At 37.0% G+C, this 21291-nt stretch carries 17 protein-coding genes, 8 tRNA genes, 1 rRNA gene and 1 riboswitch; of the genes, 4 read left to right on the top strand and 22 right to left on the bottom strand.

Annotated features, from left to right (window positions below; all coding sequences use genetic code 11):
* Positions 1-26: 26 nt before the first annotated feature.
* The 3 genes from DT250_RS29925 to DT250_RS29915 all read right to left on the bottom strand — a co-directional run bounded on the left by DT250_RS29925 (position 27) and on the right by DT250_RS29915 (position 2870).
* A complete protein-coding gene (locus DT250_RS29925; RefSeq protein ID WP_048567287.1) occupies positions 27-560 on the bottom strand; it encodes an MFS transporter in 534 nt (177 codons plus the stop codon).
* Positions 557-1993, bottom strand: a complete 1437-nt coding sequence (locus DT250_RS29920; RefSeq protein WP_149214253.1) for an FAD-binding oxidoreductase — start codon at positions 1991-1993, stop codon at positions 557-559. Before DT250_RS29920 ends, DT250_RS29925 begins: the two co-directional genes overlap by 4 nt.
* Positions 1994-2105: 112 nt before the next feature.
* Entirely contained in the window at positions 2106-2870 is a 765-nt protein-coding gene (locus tag DT250_RS29915; protein ID WP_149214252.1) for a hypothetical protein, read from the bottom strand.
* Positions 2871-3015: 145 nt separating this feature from the next.
* On the opposite strand from DT250_RS29915, the gene DT250_RS29910 reads away from it, so the two are divergent.
* The 4 genes from DT250_RS29910 (at position 3016) to DT250_RS29895 (ending at position 6713) form a co-directional block, all read left to right on the top strand.
* On the top strand, positions 3016-3924 hold the full coding sequence (locus tag DT250_RS29910; protein WP_149214251.1) for an NAD(P)-dependent alcohol dehydrogenase: 909 nt from the start codon (positions 3016-3018) through the stop codon (positions 3922-3924).
* Between the two features lie 80 nt (positions 3925-4004).
* Positions 4005-4119: riboswitch (SAM riboswitch) on the top strand.
* 85 nt (positions 4120-4204) lie between these two features.
* The gene (locus tag DT250_RS29905) at positions 4205-5017 is read left to right on the top strand and encodes a MetQ/NlpA family ABC transporter substrate-binding protein (RefSeq protein WP_149214250.1); all 813 of its coding nucleotides are present in this window, start codon (positions 4205-4207) and stop codon (positions 5015-5017) included.
* Between the two features lie 12 nt (positions 5018-5029).
* On the top strand, positions 5030-6070 hold the full coding sequence (locus DT250_RS29900) for a methionine ABC transporter ATP-binding protein (RefSeq protein WP_149214249.1): 1041 nt from the start codon (positions 5030-5032) through the stop codon (positions 6068-6070).
* On the top strand, positions 6045-6713 hold the full coding sequence (locus DT250_RS29895; protein ID WP_088061690.1) for a methionine ABC transporter permease: 669 nt from the start codon (positions 6045-6047) through the stop codon (positions 6711-6713). The genes DT250_RS29900 and DT250_RS29895 overlap by 26 nt, the downstream gene beginning before the upstream one ends.
* Positions 6714-6815: 102 nt before the next feature.
* Here the strand turns inward: DT250_RS29895 and DT250_RS29890 are convergent, their stop codons facing one another.
* The 19 genes from DT250_RS29890 to rrf all read right to left on the bottom strand — a co-directional run bounded on the left by DT250_RS29890 (position 6816) and on the right by rrf (position 21255).
* Entirely contained in the window at positions 6816-8435 is a 1620-nt protein-coding gene (locus DT250_RS29890) for an S-layer homology domain-containing protein (protein WP_149214248.1), read from the bottom strand.
* 389 nt (positions 8436-8824) lie between these two features.
* Complete coding sequence (locus tag DT250_RS29885; RefSeq protein WP_149214247.1) at positions 8825-9391, bottom strand: DUF4256 domain-containing protein; 567 nt, start codon at positions 9389-9391, stop codon at positions 8825-8827.
* Positions 9392-9542: 151 nt separating this feature from the next.
* Positions 9543-11507 (bottom strand): S9 family peptidase, encoded by a 1965-nt coding sequence (locus DT250_RS29880; RefSeq protein ID WP_149214246.1) that lies wholly within the window; start codon positions 11505-11507, stop codon positions 9543-9545.
* Positions 11508-11793: 286 nt separating this feature from the next.
* A complete protein-coding gene (gene glmS, locus DT250_RS29875; protein WP_000334153.1) occupies positions 11794-13596 on the bottom strand; it encodes a glutamine--fructose-6-phosphate transaminase (isomerizing) in 1803 nt (600 codons plus the stop codon).
* Positions 13597-13608: 12 nt separating this feature from the next.
* Positions 13609-13794, bottom strand: coding sequence for a hypothetical protein (locus tag DT250_RS29870; protein WP_001208183.1), 186 nt, complete (start codon positions 13792-13794; stop codon positions 13609-13611).
* 286 nt (positions 13795-14080) lie between these two features.
* Complete coding sequence (glmM, locus tag DT250_RS29865; protein WP_000521485.1) at positions 14081-15427, bottom strand: phosphoglucosamine mutase; 1347 nt, start codon at positions 15425-15427, stop codon at positions 14081-14083.
* On the bottom strand, positions 15420-16895 hold the full coding sequence (locus tag DT250_RS29860; protein ID WP_149214245.1) for a CdaR family protein: 1476 nt from the start codon (positions 16893-16895) through the stop codon (positions 15420-15422). Before DT250_RS29860 ends, glmM begins: the two co-directional genes overlap by 8 nt.
* Positions 16888-17709 (bottom strand): diadenylate cyclase CdaA, encoded by an 822-nt coding sequence (cdaA, locus tag DT250_RS29855; protein ID WP_097907823.1) that lies wholly within the window; start codon positions 17707-17709, stop codon positions 16888-16890. Before cdaA ends, DT250_RS29860 begins: the two co-directional genes overlap by 8 nt.
* 249 nt (positions 17710-17958) lie before the next feature.
* Entirely contained in the window at positions 17959-18852 is an 894-nt protein-coding gene (gene rocF, locus DT250_RS29850) for an arginase (protein WP_088061671.1), read from the bottom strand.
* A gap of 209 nt (positions 18853-19061) precedes the next feature.
* The gene (locus tag DT250_RS29845) at positions 19062-20207 is read right to left on the bottom strand and encodes a glycerate kinase (RefSeq protein ID WP_097891812.1); all 1146 of its coding nucleotides are present in this window, start codon (positions 20205-20207) and stop codon (positions 19062-19064) included.
* 109 nt (positions 20208-20316) lie between these two features.
* Positions 20317-20392, bottom strand: a tRNA-Ala gene (locus tag DT250_RS29840).
* A gap of 86 nt (positions 20393-20478) precedes the next feature.
* A tRNA-Lys gene (locus tag DT250_RS29835) sits at positions 20479-20554 on the bottom strand.
* A 5-nt stretch (positions 20555-20559) separates the two neighbouring features.
* Positions 20560-20634 (bottom strand) — tRNA-Gln (locus DT250_RS29830).
* A gap of 65 nt (positions 20635-20699) precedes the next feature.
* Positions 20700-20783, bottom strand: a tRNA-Tyr gene (locus DT250_RS29825).
* A gap of 17 nt (positions 20784-20800) precedes the next feature.
* Positions 20801-20876, bottom strand: a tRNA-Val gene (locus DT250_RS29820).
* 5 nt (positions 20877-20881) lie between these two features.
* Positions 20882-20956: transfer RNA gene (locus tag DT250_RS29815), tRNA-Glu, on the bottom strand.
* A 22-nt stretch (positions 20957-20978) separates the two neighbouring features.
* Positions 20979-21051 (bottom strand) — tRNA-Thr (locus DT250_RS29810).
* 4 nt (positions 21052-21055) lie between these two features.
* Positions 21056-21130 (bottom strand) — tRNA-Asn (locus DT250_RS29805).
* 9 nt (positions 21131-21139) lie between these two features.
* Positions 21140-21255: ribosomal RNA gene (gene rrf, locus DT250_RS29800) — 5S ribosomal RNA — on the bottom strand.
* Positions 21256-21291 lie beyond the last annotated feature (36 nt).

Here is a 21291-nt window from a genome sequence, read left to right as displayed (position 1 = left end):
GGGTATTCAGGTAAAAATGGGGATGATTATATTTTTTTACTACTTAATACAATCCCACTCACTACATATAAGATAGATGCAATATAAAAAATGGTGCCAATCGTAAAGAAATCTACTAAATATCCCGTTGCAATAATTGCTATTGCTCCTCCAATCGATGTCCACACATGATATTTTCCAATCTCATAACCAGCATTTTCTTGCACAACCTTTCGTGCTAACGACGTCTTCTCGGTATTACGCTGCACAGCACCTAAAACTCCCATTACAATTTGAAGAATATACACATGCCAGACTTCCGTGGCAATCGGGAAACAAAGCATTAATATTGCCATGGACCAAGCATATATAATTAATAATTTTTGATCGCCTACTCGATCAGACATCTTTCCTACTAATGGATATACAAGTGCTGAAGTTAAAGCAAATAAGCCATACGCCCAGCCAAACTGCGAGAAGCTATTCCCAACATTCCGAAGCAATAGAATGTAAAAAGGAAATACCATACTTCCCGCCATCATAATTATGCTTTGTGACGCTACAAATCTTCTATATGTCATTTCGTATACTCCCTATAAAATAAATTCACAAATCTCTCTTTCGGATCCGCTTCTTTTTTCTTCTGAAGAAATTCTTCTATACGAGGATATGCCCTCTTTAACTGCTCCTTCGTTGGATACGAATAGTACGGTAAATAATAACTACCATTATGTTTTAAAGTAACATCAATCATTTTCTGAATGACATCTTCTGTTTTCTTTATTTCACCCTCTGAGCGTCCTTGGTTAATTAAAAGAACTAGCGCAAACATATCATCTTTCGCATAGGATAAAACTGCATTTTCATTCTTTTCCACATAACGAATCGTAATATTGAGCAAATTAAACTCTTCTTCATTTAATACGTTACGTAAATCATCTATGTATTCCGTGAAGAAATCTATAGGCACAAAGTATTCTTGTAACACTTCTGTTCTATTCGGATTTTCATATTCCATAAAGGCACTATCTGACCTCATAACATTATTTCGCGTCTCATACGCTCCATCTGTACGCTCAAAATAACTTCTTTGTATATCCCAAAATGTATTCTTTCCCCAATCGCTATAACGGGATAATCCGAGTAAAAATTTCGGTGCAGCTATAATAGTTTCCTCTTTTAATTCACTGTACTCTTCCCTCATATTTTGATTTTTCGCCAATGTATAACCTGTCACATACATCTCTTTTAAAAATGAATTGGGGGCAACAGAAATACGGGCTAAGTGCATACGAACATTTTCATCTCTTTTCACTTTATCTTTGAAATAAGATGTGTATTCTTTATAATCTATCATTCTCGTATGCATTTCATATAATTCATCATCAGTTAACTTTAATGTCACATCTAAAATGACACCAAATAACCCGTAACCACCTATGACATATGGAAATAGCTCTGCATTTTCTTCTCTACTTATATTACGTACCGTACCATCTGCCATTAACAATCTGAATGACTCTACTGTATCAATCAATGCTTCATGACGAATATCACGCCCATGTACATTCACACTTAATGAACCACCAACAGTAAAAATGTTTTGAGATTGCATTACTTGAACCGCAAGACCATATGGATTGATTTTCTGTTGAATGTCATTCCATGTGACACCGCTTTGCACCCTAATCCTCTTCTCTTCCGGATCAAATTCTAATATTTTATTATACCCCTTCATATCAAGCATCGTGCCGTTCGGATAATACGTCTGTCCTCCTTGGCTATGTTGCATACCTGCAATGGAAATTTTCTCTCCGGAAGTATTTGCATCTTTCACTACCTGTTTTAATGAACGTTCATCCTCAGCATTTTCAACACGTTTAATTTTCGTTGGAAGCAACTTTCCTACATCGCTCATAATAGGGTGCTTTAGTTGCTCTTTATATGTATTTACAGATGTTGCAAGCAACACTGTATAAGCCACAATGACCACCGCTATCTTTCTTTTTTTCAAATGACACTCTCCTCTTCTACAGTTTTCCCTCTTCATATTGTACCTATTTTCCTATGAAGAAAGTATACAAAAAAGAGGGCACCTTATTTTAGGTCCCCCCTCATCAAAATTATTACTTTGCTGCCGGCAATTGTATTGGGTCAAACTTTTCGTACGACGTATATTTTGCGTTCGTAATAATGTGTGCTTTATCCTTGCCGTTACTACTCATAATCATGTCTATCTTTGCTGATTCATATTTAAAATCTTTTGTAATGATATATTCTGCATCCACTTCTTCTATCTTCGCATTTTGTGCTTGTAACATTTTCTTCTGTGTTTCATCCATGCTAGTTAACATACTTTCTGTTTCTTGCCCTTTTAATGTAAATTTCAGTTTATATTTATCTCCGCTTTTCTCCATCTTTATTTTATCTAAAACTACTGCTGGTACTTCTAACTTATCTATAATATCTTGAGTCGCTTTCATTCCACCAGCGTTTAATTGCTCCTCTGGTACGGTTATAACTTCTCCTGTATTAGGGTTTTTTACCTCACCAGCAACTTTACCATCCACAGTATACACTACAACATCTGTACCGGAAATATTCATTTCAGAACGAGAATTCTTTGTCTTTGGCTCTAATTGCATCTTAGCCTTTAATATATCCATCTCTGTTCCCTCAGCTTTTACCCCTACACCATATGTCATCGTTACATGCTCTTCATTTTTAAAAGCTTCGTTCGTTTTCTTGAAAACATCCTTCGCTGCTAATTCTTTTTCTTTTTGAACTGATTCTTTTTTCGGTTCATCCGTCTTTGCTGTTTTCTCATTACTACACCCTACCCCTAGACTGATTGCAAGTACTAAACTTGAAACAAAAATAATTTTTTTCATAATGTCGCCCCCTTCCCCAAAATAATATCACCTCTTTTCCTATGAAATCTATATAATTTTTAATCTATATTCGCTATATAGCGACATGTTTAATGAAGGTTTTAAATATGATGTAAATAACAACAACTCATTTCAGGAGGTCATTATGAAGGCGATCATTTGCACACAGTATGGACCACCTAACGTTCTTCAGCTTCAAAATATAGAGAAACCTACACCTAAAAAGAACGAAGTATTAATTAAAATTCACGCAACAAGTGTATCGACTGGAGATTGTAGAATACGCGGTTTTAATAGTCCCCTCTTATTTTGGATTCCTATGCGGATCATATTAGGTTTCAGAAAACCGAGAAACCCTATACTCGGCGTAGAGTTATCCGGTGAAATCGAAGAAATAGGAACAGATGTAACTCAATTTAAAAAGGGAGATCCTATCTTTGCATTAACTGGCCTTCATGCTGGTGCTTATGCTGAATATACATGTGTACATGAAAGTGGATTAATAACATTAAAACCTACCAATGTGACGTATGAAGAAGCGGCAGTTATTCCTTTTGGTGGAACTTCAGCATTGCATTTCCTGAGAAAGGGCCGTATAAAAAAAGGGCAACAAGTGCTCATATATGGTGCCTCCGGATCAGTAGGAACAGCTGCTGTACAACTTGCTAAATATTTCGGTACGACCGTTACGGCTGTTTGTAGTAATTCAAATTTTGAACTCGTTCAATCTTTAGGAGCTGATACAGTAATTGATTATACGAAAGAAGATTTTACTAAGCCGGGCGAGCGCTACGATATTATATTTGATGCAGTTGGGAAGTATAAAAAATCCCTTTGTACAAATACATTAACATCCAATGGAAAATATGTATCTATTAATGGAATGATGGCCAAGGTAAGTAAAGAGGATATGATTCTATTAAAAAAACTAGTCGAAACGGAAAAACTAAAGCCCGTTATTGATAGAACTTACCGATTAGAAGAAATTGCTGAAGCTCATATGCATGTGGAAAAGGGACATAAAAAAGGGAATGTTTCCATTACCTTAAAATAAAATATATTCAGAAAATAATATTGACAATTCTATTTGTAAGATTTACTATTAGTACCATATTAAAAAACTACATACACATACTCTTATCAAGAGTGGCGGAGGGACTGGCCCGATGATGCCCGGCAACCGAGCTTATGACGTATAAGCTAAGGTGCTAATTCCTGCAAAACGAGTTTTCGTTTTGGAAGATAAGAGAGGAACCTATTTTGTCTATTCGGCACCTCTCTTATTTTTGAGAGGTGCTTTTTATTTTGGAACGTATATGAAGGGGGAACTATAGATGAAAAAAGTATTATTGAGCATTGTAAGTGGAGCGGTATTATTGTTAGGTGCATGTGGTGCTAATTCTGATAAAGAGGTAAAAGCATTAAATGAGAAAAAGATTACTGTCGGTGTAACGGGTGGACCGCATGAACAAATTTTTGAAAAGGTAAAAGAAGTGGCAGCGAAAGACGGTCTCGAAATTGATGTAAAAGTATTTAATGATTATGTAGCACCGAACGTATCTTTAGATGAAAAAAGCCTCGATGTAAATAGCTATCAAACGAAATCTTATTTAGACGTATTTAAAGCTGAACGCAATATGAAATTAACTGAAGTATTTTCAACAGTAACATTCCCTATGGGCGTATATTCTAAAGACATAAAAGATGTAAAAGACTTAAAAGAGGGCGACGCAATCGCTGTACCAAATGATCCAACGAATGAACTTCGAGCTTTAAAACTATTTGAAAAAGCAGGCGTTTTAAAAGTGGATCCAAAGGCTACAGAAAAAGCGACTGCGAAAGATGTAATTGAAAACCCAAAGAAATTAAAAATTGTTGAATTAGAGGCATCTCAATTACCGACACAACTAAGTGAAGTGAAAGCAGCTGCAATTAATACAAACTTTGCATTAGGTGCAAAATTAAGCCCTGCGAAAGATTCTATTTTCCGTGAAGGAAAAGATTCACCATATGTAAACTGGGTCGTTGTTCGTACTGAAAATAAAGATGATGCTGTTGTAAATAAATTAAAGAAAGCTTATCAATCTAAAGAAGTAAAAGAATTTATCGAGAAAAAATTTGATGGTTCAGTTTTACCATCTTGGTAGGAGCTGACGATAATGATTGAATTAAAAAATGTATCCAAAGTATTTACAACAAAAAAAGGGAATGTAGAAGCTCTTAAACCTACTTCCCTTCAAGTAAAAAAGGGCGAAGTATTTGGAATCATTGGATATAGTGGCGCTGGTAAAAGTACATTAATTCGATGTGTAAATTTATTAGAAAAACCAACGACAGGAAATATCATTGTAAACGGCCAAGACTTAACAACTTTATCAGCAAAAGAACTAGCAAAATCGAGACAAAAAATCGGAATGATTTTTCAAGGATTCAACTTACTTAAAACTGTGACAGTTTATGAAAATATCGCATTACCGTTACGTCTATCTGGTCTTCCCAAAAATGAAATTGAAAAAAGGGTAGAAAAGTATTTACGTATTGTCGATCTTTTTAACCGAAAAGATGCATATCCGAGCGAACTTTCTGGCGGCCAGAAGCAACGTGTTGCCATTGCACGTGCACTATCACATGAACCGGAAGTGTTATTAAGCGACGAAGCAACGAGTGCTTTGGATCCAGAAACAACTGAATCTATTCTCGACCTATTATTAAAGATTAATGAAGAAATCGGGATCACAATTTTATTAATTACACATGAAATGAATGTTATCCAGCGTATATGTGACCGAGTTGCTGTTATGGAACATGGAGCAGTAGTTGAAAGCGGGACTGTGAAGGATATCTTCACAAACCCACAGCATACAACAACGAAGAAATTCGTAAACAGTGCATTTGCAGCTAAAATTCCAGAAGAAGTACAAAAAGAACTTCAAAGAACCGGAGAAATCGTAACACTTTCATTTATAGGGAACTCTTCTGGCGAACCAGCGTTAGCTATCGCTACAAAGCGCTTTCAAGTGTATCCGAATATTTTATCCGGTAATATTACACAGCTAAAACATGAAGCATATGGGAAACTGATTATTCATATGCAAGGTGAAAAAGCTGAAATAGACCGTGCTTTATCATTTTTACAAGAGCAAGGGATCATCGTAGAAGGAGGTAGAACAGATTATGGGAAACAAGTCCTTTTTGGATGAATGGGGTAAAGTCATATGGGAAGCAACCATTCAAACATTTCAAATGACATCTATTTCACTATTCATCTCTATCCTTATTGCACTACCACTTGGCGTCACGCTTGTTTTAACGAGACCTGGTGGACAGCACGAAAATAAAATCATTTATCCAATTCTTAATACAATTATTAACGTTATTCGCTCTCTTCCATTTATCATTCTACTATTCTTTATTTTACCTTTTACAAAGTTTCTAATGGGAACATCCATTGGTGTGCAAGGTGTCATCGTACCACTTGTCGTATTCACGGCCCCTTATATTGCACGATTAATGGAGACAGCTTTATTAGAAGTGGATCGTGGTGTTATTGAAGCTTATCAAGCGATGGGCGTTTCTACTATAAAAATCATTTGGCACGTTATGGTGAAAGAAGCTCGTCCCTCCCTTGTACTTGGATTAACAATTGCAACGATTGGTTTAATCGGTGCAACAGCAATGGCTGGACTTGTAGGTGCTGGCGGTCTTGGTGATTTAGCATATCGATTCGGACATTTACGCTACGAACCTGAAGTAATGTATGCAACTGTCTTTATTTTAATTATCCTCGTTCAAGGGCTACAATCTTTAGGGAATGGTGTTGCACGAAGATTGAAGAAAGATTAAAAAAGAAGGTATCTCACCAGGGTGAGATACCTTCTTTTTATCTTTTAAATCCACCTTCAGAATGAATGACTTGTCCAGTAATCCATTCTGCTTCTTAACGATTTAATTTTTATCCTTCTTATATACCATGTAACTAGGTTCATTATAAACCCACTCACCTGTACCAATTCTTAACCAGCCACTCTTCTCTTCATATACTGTAGCTTTTTCACCTTTGCTGGCTTTTCTAACAACAGAGTAGCTAGCACCCGCTCCGCTACGAACATTTACCCCAATTCCATTAATTTCAACTGTACCAATTCCTTTTTGAACACTACCAGTTTCAATTACTTGAAGCATGTTTAAAATGAATGCTGCTGTTTCACCACGAGTCGTCGTGCCTTTAGGGACATACAGATTATCCCCCATACCTTTCACAATACCCAAACCGTATAATCTTTGTACTGCTTCTTTATAGATAATTTGATCTTTATCTGCAAATGGTAAGTTTGCCAATGGTCCACTTATTTTTTTATACTCTAAAGCTTTATTTACAATAACTGCAGCTTCTTCTCTTGTAATAGGTGTGTTAGGGTCAAAATTACCATCTCCTCTACCAGAAATGATACCTACACTTGCAGTACGTTTAATACCCTCTCGTAAAGTTGGATTTACATCGTTTAAATCTTTAAACGTTGCATCTCCAGCTGGAAGACTTAAAGAATTAGAGATTAACTGAGCAAACTCAGCTCTTGTTACAGATCTATTAGGCGCAAAAATGCCATTTCCTTCTCCGACCATAATACCTCTTCTATTCAAATCACGAATAGCTGGCTCATACCAACCTCCTGTTATATCGTCTGTTGGTTGATAAAATTTATTATAATATCCTTCAACACCATTTACGAATGGAACCCATTGTCCACTGTTAATCATAATAGCAGGACAGATTTTACCACTCCATTTTTGGTGTTTTACAACATTATTTAATGGGACACCTGTTTCTTTCATTAAATAAGCTGCAAGTTTCTTAGCGTTATCTACTGCCTTATTATAGTCACCATCACTGTTAACTGCAATTTCAATTGCAATAGATTCTCTATTACCTGAACCATCACCGTCTCCTGCGTGCCACCCGTTCTCGTTTAATGGTAAGTGTTGATAAATCTCCTTATCATCTACTGTAAAGTGCCATGATGCAGCTCGATCTGTTGTCCCTGTTGCTTGGTTATATAAGTATTGAGCGTGGTTTTTAGCTCCTGCTCCTACGTTTTTATTATCAGTTTCATGAATTGTAATATACTTTGGAACCATATGGTTTTGGGGACGAATATTCTCGTTACCAGTTGGAACAATCCATTCAGTGAATGGGACGCCATTTATAGTACTAGAAACTTTAGGAGCTGAAAAAGAAAGACTACGTTTTGTTCTATTTGAATTGTTAGGAACCGTTAATGTACCTGTTTCTTCATACATACCTTCTGAACCTTGAAGACTGTCCACTTTCTTATTATCGACAGTACCTCCACCACGTCCGTCTACTCCTTCAAAACTCTCTTCAATACTTTTTAAAGCCTGTTCATCTGATACCTGAAGTTGATCTGTTCCACCTTGTTCCAGAGCACTTATAGATTGATAGTTATTTACTGATTGTTGTTCCTCTGCGAACGATATCATAGATGAAGATAATACCGTTAGTCCTGCTGTTAATGCTACTACCTTTTTATGAAATGTAATACTCATGTTTAATTTGATATATCTTGCTATTTTAGATATATCTTCCTCCTTTAATAGACTTATAAAAATTCGCGAAAAGAACCTCCAAAATACCCTTTTGAATGTTGAAAACAATACTTAACATTTTACTCGATATCCCGTTTGTTTTCTATGAAATCTCTAAATTCTTTAAAAATCCTGACAACAAATAAAAAAGAACTCCTATTTTTAGAAATCCTTTTTTTCTACACCTCTGTGTATAAGTTTACTAATATGCTAGATATTAATTAATTTTACATAGCATTATAGTTCTTACATAAGTTAATCAAACCAATATAAATAACTCTAAGTAACAATTATAGAAAAGAGCATGTTTTAAAAAGATTAATTAAAACATACTCTTACTTTTTTCAAATTTAGACCTTTAGCGAACCACGAAATCCTCTAGCAGCATAATAGGAATCTGCTCCATTGTGGTACACGAAAACGTGTCCGAAGCGATAATCGCAAAATAGAGCACCGCCGAGTTCTCGAATGTCTGAAGGTGTTTGTACCCAGCTTGATGATTTCATGTCAAAATCCCCAAACTGTTGCAACTCTCGATATTGTTCTTCCGTTAATAGTTCAATGCCCATAGCAGTTGCCACATCAATAACGTTATTTTCTGGTTTATGTTTTTTTCTTGCCTCTAACGCTTCAAGATCATAACAAAGACTTCTGCGGCCTTTAGGACTCTCCTTTGAACAATCATAGAAAGTATACTCGTCCTTCTCTTCATTATAACCAACAACATCCGGCTCACCGCCAGTTACTTCCATTTCATGAATTGACCACAATTTTTCAGTATTAGTAGCCAGCTTCGCTTCAATCTTATCCCATTCAAGACCTTCATGGCGGTTCATGTTTTTCTCAAAACGAGCTTGTAATACTTTTAATAGTTCTTCACGTTGTTCTACAGATAACTCATTTTTATTCTCTGTCATATTAGTCCTCCGAATTACGTTTCCTTATAATCATTTACATTTTTTCAATACTAGTTTGCATGCAGTTTACAATAAATTATATAATTTGTTGTATCTCTTTTTCAACAATCTGACACGATTGCAAAACGAAAAATCCCTGTGTGGATATCCATTATATAGTACGAAAATCTTTCATACTTTCCCCAAGAATATAGTGTGAAAACCACATCAAATTCTGCTTCATAATAGCTACCTTCATTCCTGGCTGATTAGGACTATATGCCATTCCTTTAAATATAATTAACTCTGTATCGACTTCCATATCTCTTAACCCTTCATATAGCTCATATGCATTTGTAATTGGAATTCTTGTATCCTTTTCCCCATGTTGAATTAAGGTAGGCGTACAGGCTGATTTAATATATGTCATTGGTGATGTTTTCTTGTATATCTCTGGATCATTCCATGGAGTATTTCCTAAATACATGCTAATAAAGTAAGGGATATCTGTATTTACATAATGGGTACTCCAGTTCGTAATGCCGCCCCCAACTGAAATAGCTTTAAATCTACTGCTACATGTAGAACAGATAGCTGATATATATCCCCCGTTACTCCATCCCATAACTCCTACTCTCTCTTTATCTACAATCCCCTTTTCAACTAGTTCATCCACTCCAGATATAATATCATCATAATCAGCAATTCCTTGTTTTCTATAGTTTGCTTTTAAAAATTCATTACCATAACCAGAACTTCCCCTATAGTTTGGCTCTAAAACAATAAAGCCTTTTTCGATAAATTGTTCAATCGGATATTTCTCATTAAAACAGTCTGAAAATATCGGAAAGGATGCCCAATTCGGACCACCATGAATTACTACTAATAAGGGATATTTTTTATTTGCCTCAAACTCTACTGGGGTTGATAAAACACCTTCTATTTCAAGACCATCACTACTTTTCCATGAGATGATTTCTCTGTTACTTTTAAGCCTTCCTTCGAAAAAGCTATTTTCGTTTGTTATTTTTTTATCATTCAAATAGATTTCAAAGGTTTCATTCGTTATAGCCTTAGTATATGTTATATGATTGCCATCCCTTGTTATAGAGGCATCCATTATAAAGCCATCTACTGTTTCGCTTAACATTTCCATAGTGCCATCCTCACGTAGCAAGCCAATACGGTAATTCGTTTTATCCTGCCATCTAATTAAAATCCCTTTAGCTGTCCACTGTAATGGCATAATCGTACTATCAAAATCGGTTAAAGGTTGAATTACCTCTCCCGTATTCATATCATATATCTCTAATGTACTATCTTGTATATGGTTTCTATAGTAATCCTTCTCTCTTATGCTTGCTGCGTAACATATTTTGCTGCCCTTAGGAGAAAAGCAGACGCTCCCTCCTAACAACTTATCCATATTCATTTTTTGTAGTTCCCCAGCTTCAACATCTAATATGTATAGATCACCATTCATATAATCGTTTAAACTTGGTGTAGCCATACATACAACCTTTTTCCCATCATTTGAAATATCAAAGTTATGTATATAAAAATCCTTACCATCCGTTAGTTGATAAACACCGCTAACCTTCCGTTCCTGTTTATCGTTTTGTTTCACTTTTTCTATTTCAATGTAGTATAAACAATTATTCTGATGTTCCTTACCTACATGATGGAAATCTCCATATCGTTCCTTACGTTTCTTTATCTCCTCACATTCTTTTGACTGTGCAATATAATAAAAACCTTTACCAGTAGGCTCCCATTTGAATGTATTAACTCCTTCCTTCTCATCCGTAATTTGAACCTCACTACAACCGTCTATTGACTTAACAAAGATCTGATTTTTATTAGCTCCGTCACCGCCTGGTCTAAGGTATGCAATGCTCTTAGAATCTGGAGACCATAATGGATGTGTACTATCTATATCCCCATTTGTTAGTGGGTAACTCTTCCCTTTATCTTTCTCATATATCCATACATGATTTCTATACGTATTGTCTTCCCAGTTAGCTGACTTCTTTACAAATGCTACGTTTTTGCTATCATCACTTATGTTTGTACTTGATAAGGCCGATAATGAAATAATCTCTTCTATACTTAAATATGTTTTTGCTTTCACTTTCATATAATAAGCCCCCTTGTAATGTCCATGAATCTATCGGCTCTTCTCTTCATAATAAAGAAAATTGTTCACTGATACTTAAAATAGTAACGGAAAATTCAGATAAATAAAAATGGTTCTATTCCAAATCCGATAAAGTAAAACTTTCATTAGTAGGGTGCTATCCACTTAGCAATTTTAGATGTTCTTTTTTGGCACAAAAATACCCCTTTAGATAACATATCTAAAGGGGTGCAGATTCGTAAATTTATTTCAAATCCACAACTATATTTATTAACCTACTAATCTCCTACTCAACAGTAACAGACTTAGCTAAGTTACGTGGCTTATCAACGTCACATTCGCGGTGAAGTGCCGCGTAGTATGAGATAAGTTGGAATGGAATAACTGCTACTAGCGGTGCTAGCGCTTCGTGTACAGCTGGTAATACGAAGCTGTCACCTTCCATTTCTAAGCCTTTCATTGAGATGATACATGGGTTAGCTCCGCGTGCTACTACTTCTTTCACGTTACCACGAATTCCAAGGTTTACGTGCTCTTGTGTAGCAAGTGCGATAACTGGTGTACCATTTTCGATTAAGGCGATTGTACCGTGTTTTAATTCTCCTCCAGCAAATCCTTCTGCTTGGATGTAAGAGATTTCTTTTAGCTTTAACGCACCCTCTAATCCTACGTAGAAGTCTACGCTACGTCCGATGAAGAAACAGTTACGAGTTGTTGCTAAAAATTGTTTTGCTAATGCGTCCATTTCTTCTTTTTGATCACAAAGTTCTATCATTGCATTTGCTACAAGTCCTAATTCGTGTGTTAAATCAAAATCAAGAACTTCGCCTTTTGCTTTAGCAATGTCCGCAGCTAAAATTGAAAGTACTGCAAGTTGTGCTGTGTACGCTTTCGTTGATGCAACTGCGATTTCTGGTCCCGCATATAATGGAAGTGTGTAATCAGCTTCACGAGAAAGCGTAGAACCAGGTACGTTTGTAATCGTTAATGCTTTATGACCCATTTCATTTGTTTGCACAAGTACTGCACGGCTATCAGCTGTTTCACCACTTTGTGAAATGTAAATGAAGAATGGTCTTTCTGTTAATAATGGCATGTTATAAGAGAATTCACTTGCTACGTGCACTTCAACTGGCATTTTTGCAAACTTCTCGATAAATTGTTTTCCAACAAGACCTGCATGATAACTTGTTCCACATGCAATGATGTAAATACGATCGCTATCTAAAATCGCATTGCGGATGTCTGCATTCAGTTCAATCTCGCCATTTTCATCTTGATACTTTTGAATTATATTACGGATTACAAGTGGTTGCTCATCGATTTCTTTAAGCATGAAATGAGGGTATGTTCCTTTTTCAATATCACTTGCGTCTAATTCCGCTGTAAACGGTGCACGTTCAATCGTTTCACCTTGTAAGTTTTTAATTGTAATACTTTCTTTCGTTACGATTACGATTTCTTTATCCATTAACTCAATAAATTGATCTGTAACTTGTAACATCGCCATAGCGTCGCTCGCCACAACATTAAAGTTGTCACCAACACCTACTAATAGCGGGCTTTTGTTTTTAGCAACATAAATCATGTTTGGATTTTCAGCATCAAGTAATCCGATTGCATAAGAGCCATGTAAAAGAGATAGCGTATTACGGAACGCTTCTTCTACACTTAGTCCTGTGCTCACTTGTTGTTCCATAAGCTGTACGATAATCTCTGTATCAGTTTCACTTACGAACGTTACATCTTGTAAATATTCTTTTTTCACTAATTCATAGTTTTCAATTACACCGTTATGAACTAGTGTAAAGCGTTTTGATGTACTTTGATGCGGATGCGCGTTTACTTTGCTTGGAACACCATGTGTAGCCCAGCGTGTGTGACCGATTCCCACGCTTGCTGCTACGTTCTCATCTACGATTTCGCGAAGTTTTGCAATACGACCTTTTTCTTTGTATACAACAACACCGTTCTCTGCTTGTACTGCAATACCTGCTGAATCATATCCACGATATTCTAGCTTTTCTAAACCTTTTAATAAAATTTCCTTTGCATCTTGCTCTCCAATAAATCCTACGATTCCACACATGTTTAGTCGCCGTTACAAATGCTTACATTGCTCTGCGAACATGTAACGACATAGTCCGATACCATTTTTATTTATACTAAAAAACGGATTACATATTGCTAGCCCTGTAAGCTTGTAACGGCTTTCACCTTCCTCTCGATTGGGTTTAAGTCCGTATATACTTATACAGCTAGTTTGTATCCGTTCCTTTTCTCTCATCACACTTTCACCTTTGTCCACTAAGTCACCTTAATGATTTAAGTAAAAGCTTGCGGTTGTGATGAACAACCGGGAGTCATCCGCCGAAATCTCGATAAACTCCACCTCGTCAACTACACTACTTGTAGTTCTGGCGCTTCTATAATTTACAATATTTCCTTTGAGAAAAAGAACAAGACCATCTTATAACAAACATAGATAAACCGTCAATGAAATTTTTTTCATCGTCTATAAAACATATGAAAAAGGAGCACTTCTTGTGCTCCTTTTCAATAAATTTATCAAATTATTCAGCGCCAACTTCAGCTTTTACAACTTCTACAATGCGATGTACATATGCGTCACACACTTCTTGTGTTGGTGCTTCTGCCATTACACGAATAAGTGGCTCTGTTCCAGATGGACGAACAAGAATGCGGCCATCACCGTTCATTTCTTCCTCTACCACACGAATAATTTCTTTAATTTTTTCATTTTCTAATGCTAGTTTTTTATCTGTTACACGAACGTTTACTAGTAATTGTGGGAATTTTGTCATCTCACCTGCAAGCTCAGATAATGGTTTTTTCGTCATTTTCATGATGTTCACCAGTTGAAGTGCACTTAACATTCCATCACCAGTTGTAATGTAATCAAGTAAGATAATATGACCCGATTGTTCCCCACCTAAGTTGTAACCACCACGCTTCATCTCTTCCATTACGTAACGATCACCAACTGCTGTTTTATCACTTGTAATATTATTAGCTTCAAGTGCTTTGTAGAAACCTAAGTTACTCATAACAGTTGAAACGACTGTATTATGCTTTAGTTGACCAGTTTCTTTCATGTACTTCGCACAAATAAACATAATTTGATCGCCATCAACGATGTTTCCTTTTTCATCTACAGCGATTAAACGGTCACCATCACCATCAAAGGCAAGACCGATATCAGCGCCTTTATCTTTTACTAATTTAGCTAATACTTCTGGATGCGTAGAACCTACTCCATCGTTAATGTTCATGCCGTTTGGTGAAGTTCCCATTGTTGAAATATCAGCCTCTAAATCCGCAAATAAGTATGGAGCTAAAGAAGACGTAGCACCATGCGCACAATCTAAAGCGATATGTAAACCAGAGAAATCTTCCTCTACAGTTTGTTTAATATATTGTAAATATTTTTGTCCGCCTTCAAAATAATCACTTACTTGTCCAAGGTTCGTACCTGTTGGACGTGGTAACTCATCAACTTCTTTGTCTAATAAAGCTTCGATTTCTGCTTCTTGCTCATCTGTTAATTTAAAACCGTCTGAACCGAAGAACTTGATTCCGTTATCCTGTACTGGATTATGAGATGCAGAAATCATAACACCTGCTTGTGCATCTAACGCTTTTGTTAAATAAGCAACACCTGGTGTAGAAATAACACCAAGGCGCATTACTTCTGCTCCAGTTGATAATAGACCTGCTACTAAAGCTCCTTCTAACATATGTCCTGATATACGTGTATCACGGCCGATAATTACTTTTGGACGATCTGTATCTTTTGTTAATACATAACCACCAAAACGTCCAATTTTGAACGCTAATTCAGGTGTTAACTCCTGGTTCGCAACCCCACGTACTCCATCTGTACCAAAATATTTACCCATTATGATTCGCTCCTTTTTCTGGCTCTTTTTGATTATCTACTGTTGGCTCTTGACTAGTTTCTTTTTCTTTATTTTGTTCCTGTTCCTTTTCCGGGTCAGGCTTAGGCTTATGTTCAGGTTCAGGATTTTTTGGTTTTTCAGTTTGATTATCTTGGTTATTATTTGAATCTGGTTTTTCACCGTTACCCTGTACTTCTTTATCTGGATTTTCTTTCTTCACAATTGTGACTTTGGCACTTTTTTGCTTTGGCTCTATTGAAATATTACCAGGACCGCTCACTTGAATAGAAACATCCTTCGTCCCCGGAGATACATTTTGCAGATTAATGGCTGCTGTTATTTGAGCTGCTGTTATTTTATCTACTATACTTGTTTCTCCTGAAATATCAACGCTTATCTTCCCATCTTGCGGCGAAAGTAGCTGGGCCGTAACATCTTTAGAAAGTCCATTTTTTTGAATTGATATACCATCAATCGTTCTTGTTTTCGTTTGTTTTGTTTTTTGCACTCCTACCGAAACCTTCACTTGATTCGGTTTTGCACTTGTTACACCCTTTGGCAATAAAACAGAGGTATCGAATGTTGTAGACTCTGTCAATTGACTAAGATCTACTTCGACCCCCTCTATCGATTGTATATTATCCAAGATATCTTTTGGACCTGCTATCGTTACTTCTCTCGGCTCAATGCTAATATTTGTAACGGCCAATCCTTCTGGTAAACTCCCCTTTTTCGTATACGTTACAGGAACAGTTTTTTCAGTATTATTGGCCGTAGCTTGCGTCGCCACATTCAATGTTACACTAATTTTAGATGGACTCGTTCTTACATTTAAACGTTTTCCTTCTCTATTGTATAATGTAACTTCAGCTGTTTTTGTAACAGTTTTATTAACACCTTTTAAATCAATATACGCCTTAGCAGATGAAATACTTTCAATTTCTTCTTTCGTCCCAACTACCTCAACAGTATCAGGTTTAATGTTTGATTTTTCGAGAGTAGAACCCGCTGGCATTTGATCCTCATTTGATAATTTTAAGTCTACATGGACGTATTTTCTCGCTTTTTCATGTAGAGTAATTTTAATTGTTGATGGCTGAACTGTTCCTTTCACATCATCTGGAAGCCCGTTCGTTTTCAAAGAAACTTCATAAGTTCCTTTTTCGCTATCTCTCAAATCAACTGGTATATCAAATTGTTTTTTTGCTTTTGCTGTAGCAACTGCTGCTTTTGGGCCCTCTAACTTCACCTTAACGCCCTCTGACGGAATACCACTTACAATATATTTCTCTTCATCATACTTAAGGTTAATGGCATAATTAGTTAAGGTTTCTTTCGCATCATTTGCGAAAGGCATTATCCCCGATGTCGTATTTTTTTCAGTTAAAGTCGCTGACATAAAAAGCATACACGCCAATAGTAATGAGATCCCTTTTAGAAACCAATGATTCTCCATTAACTTATCCATGACGCTTTCTCCTCCAATTCCATAAAGACGAAGAAGTCGTTTTTTCGTTCACACTAAATTCAGCTAACAACATATCTTTCAGTTGTTCTGTCTTCAAATCACGATGCAACTTACCATTTTTCGTTAAAGAAATTTGGCCAGTTTCTTCCGACACAACTACTGTAATACTATCAGTAACTTCACTAACTCCCATTGCAGCGCGATGCCTAGTTCCTAGTTCCTTAGAGATAAAAGGACTTTCCGATAACGGAAGATAACACGCTGCTGCTTTAATGGTACTTCCTTGCATAATTACTGCTCCATCGTGAAGAGGTGTATTAGGAATGAAAATATTAATGAGTAATTCCGATGATACGTTTGCATTTAGCGGAATACCCGTTTCCACATAATCACCCATACCAGTCTCTTTTGACAAAGTAATTAATGCACCAATTCTACGTTTTCCCATATATTCCGTCGCTTTCGCTATCGCTGTTGCAACGATTTCAGGCTCATCGTCCTCCTGAGTTCCAGTACGCGAAAATAAACTCCCGCGTCCTAGCTGCTCAAGTGCTCTTCGCAATTCTGGCTGGAAAATAATAATAACGGCTAAAAATCCCCACGTTAATACTTGCTCAGTTAGCCAATAAAGCGTATGTAATTCAAGGAAAATACTGATCATCCGAACGACAATAATAACTGTAATCCCTTTTAAAAGTTGAACAGCTTTCGTCCCTCGGATTATGAGAATTAGCTTATATATAATAAACCATACAACGGCAATATCTAATACCGTACTAAGATATTTCAAAATGGTCGTATCTTCAAAAGGCATGCTAACCCTTCCTCCTACTTACGAGCAATTCTATCCATATATTGAAATATTGTTTTATGCTCTATCTGTATGTATTTCCAACAACTAGTTAATTATACCATACATGAAACAAACGACAATTACAAACAACCCTCCTTTAGTCTAAATTGGTAAGATGTCAAACATTATTATCGTACAGTATAATATAAATCATTATTATACGCTTATTTTCAAATAAAAAAAGCAACTTCTCAGTTGCTTTTCTTACATTTATTTTAGTTTTTCACCGAATAAAGAACCCATTAAAGCAACTGCTGTTGTTGCCGTTCTGTTTCGCTCATCTAAAATTGTATTTACTTCAACAAACTCAGCAGATGTAACAATATCAGCTTCCGCTAACATTTCCATTGCTAAATGGCTTTCACGATAAGATAGGCCACCAATTACAGGCGTGCCAACTCCTGGTGCATCATGAGGATCAAGACCATCTAAATCTAATGATAAATGTACACCATCAGTATGAGATAAATAAGCGATTGTTTCTTCCATAACGGCCGTCATACCCATACGATCAATCTCGTGCATCGAGAATACTTTAATACCTTCATTGCGAATAAAGTCTTTTTCTCCTTCATCTAATGCACGTGCACCGATAATGACAACATTCTCTTTTTTCACCTTTGGATATGCCCCGTATAAATCTACAAGCGTTTGATGTCCATACCCTAAACTTGCTGCAAGTGACATGCCATGAATATTTCCAGATGGTGAAGTTTCTTCTGTATTTAAGTCACCATGTGCATCGTACCAAATAACACCTAAATTTTTATAATGTTTCGCAACACCAGCTAATGTACCAATTGCGATACTATGGTCACCACCTAATACAAGTGGAAAACGTCCCTCTTCTATAATATGATCCACCTTACTTGCTAATTCGTTACATACAGTTGCAACTTGTGTAAGGTTTCTTAAGCTTGTATTTACATCTATTTCTTTTTCTCTCTCTATACATATATCTCCCATATCTTTAACGTTATATCCAATTTCTTCAATTCTTTCAATTACGCCTGCATAACGGATTGCACTCGGCCCCATATCTACCCCGCGACGCATCTGTCCTAAATCCATTGGAACTCCAATAACTGAGATTTCTTTTTTCATAGATAGTATCCCCCTTTTATGCCTTCACTAAATATTTTAAATCTTTTATATAGTCTGACTCAACTCGACATTTTTCTGTATGGATATACAAATTATTCACTTGTATTCGCCTTAAAAACCCAATTTCAAGACTATTCTATGTATAAAGTTAACTTAATGAAACAACTACCATCATTATTATTAAATAATAATAAAAAACACTCCTACATTTAGAAGTGTTTTTCTGATGCTATTTTCCATACTGCGGCAATATTCTTTGCTGTCATTTCGATATTCTCTTCCGCTACTTTATATGCCTCTTCTAATGTCATAGGACTCGCTGTAATACTAAATACTGCATCGATTCCTTTTTCATGAACAGCTGGATAATTCGGAGATACAGATCCTCCAATAGCAATGACAGGAATACGAAAATGCTTTGCACGCTCCGCAACACCTACAGGTGCCTTTCCATATGCTGTTTGTTCATCTATTCTCCCTTCGCCAGTTATAATTAAATCTGCTCCTTCTATATGCTTATCAAAATTTGTATAGTCTAATACAATTTCAATTCCTCTCCGCAAGTTTCCCTTTAACACTGCAATAACAGCTGCTCCCATTCCTCCTGCGGCTCCTGCGCCAGGTATTTTAGATACGTCGCAAGATAAGTATTGTTTAAGGATACTCGCATAATGCTTTAAATTCTCATCCAGCTCTTTCATCATCTCTGCATTCGCACCCTTTTGCCTCCCAAATACGAAAGATGCTCCTCTTATTCCAACTAACGGATTATCTACATCACATGCTGCTTCTATCTTTATATGCAGTAAGCGTGAATCCATGCATGAAAAATCAATAGCGACAATCGAATGTAACGTTCCTCCAGATGGCTCTATTACTTCCCCTTTTCCATTTATAAACCTGACCCCTAAAGCTGACAACATACCTGCTCCGCCATCATTTGTAGCACTTCCGCCAAGTCCTAAAATAATGTGCTCAGCTCCTTCGTCTAGCGCATGTAGTATAAGCTCTCCGGTTCCTTTAGTCGTTGTAATAAGTGGGTTTCGCTTTTTAACCGGAACATGTTGTAATCCTGATGCTGCTGCCATTTCAATAAACGCTGTCTTTTTATCTTTAGACATACCGTAAAAGGCTTGTACACGTTCTCTAAGCGGTCCTGTCACATGAAGAGGTATCATTCTTCCATCTGTAGCATCCACAAGTGAATCAACCGTTCCTTCACCTCCATCTCCAATTGGTATTTTTACGTACTCTGCTTTAGGAAAAATTGCTCCAAATCCTCTTTCAATAGCTTCACATACTTTTATAGCTTTTAAGCTTTCTTTATATGAATCAGATGCAATAACAACTTTCACAATTATCCCCCATCCTTTACTTTTACATTTTCTTCATTTTAAACGACAAGTATGAAAGTTGTCTTTTTAAATACAAAGAACATACCATTTGCTATTTAAAATAGCTTTTTGGTGGAGCCTAGCGGGATCGAACCGCTGACCTCCTGCGTGCAAGGCAGGCGCTCTCCCAGCTGAGCTAAGGCCCCAAAGTTATAAGGCGGTAAGACGGGATTCGAACCAGCGACCCCACCTTGGCAAGGTGCATTCTACCACTGAACTACTTCCGCGAAAATGGTGAGCCATGAAGGATTCGAACCTTCGACCCTCTGATTAAAAGTCAGATGCTCTACCAACTGAGCTAATGGCTCGTAAATGGCTGGGCTAGCTGGATTCGAACCAGCGCATGACGGAGTCAAAGTCCGTTGCCTTACCGCTTGGCTATAGCCCATTAATATTTACTAGTATGGTTATCTTTTCAAAAAAATAAACCCTCTCAGGTTATTTTAAAGAAAATGGTGGAGGGGGGCAGATTCGAACTGCCGAACCCGAAGGAGCGGATTTACAGTCCGCCGCGTTTAGCCACTTCGCTACCCCTCCGACATTTAAAATATATATGGTGGAGGATGACGGGATCGAACCGCCGACCCCCTGCTTGTAAGGCAGGTGCTCTCCCAGCTGAGCTAATCCTCCAAAAGTGGTGACCCGTACGGGATTCGAACCCGTGTTACCGCCGTGAAAGGGCGGTGTCTTAACCACTTGACCAACGGGCCAAAAATTTCAAAACTCTTCCCAAGCTTCCAACCGGGCTTGAACCGGTGACCTCTTCCTTACCATGGAAGTGCTCTACCAGCTGAGCTATGGAAGCATAATGGCTCCGCAGGTAGGACTCGAACCTACGACCGATCGGTTAACAGCCGATAGCACTACCACTGAGCTACTGCGGTTTAATAATTGCTTGGCGACGTCCTACTCTCACAGGGACAAGGTCCCAACTACCATCGGCGCTAGAGAGCTTAACTTCCGTGTTCGGTATGGGAACGGGTGTGACCTCTCTGCCATCATCACCAAACTATGAAGGCATATTCCTTCAAAACTAGATAACATT

Source organism: Bacillus sp. AR2-1 (assembly GCF_008368755.1).
GTDB classification, from domain to species: domain Bacteria; phylum Bacillota; class Bacilli; order Bacillales; family Bacillaceae_G; genus Bacillus_A; species Bacillus_A wiedmannii.
This window is presented reverse-complemented; position numbering and strand designations above follow the sequence as displayed.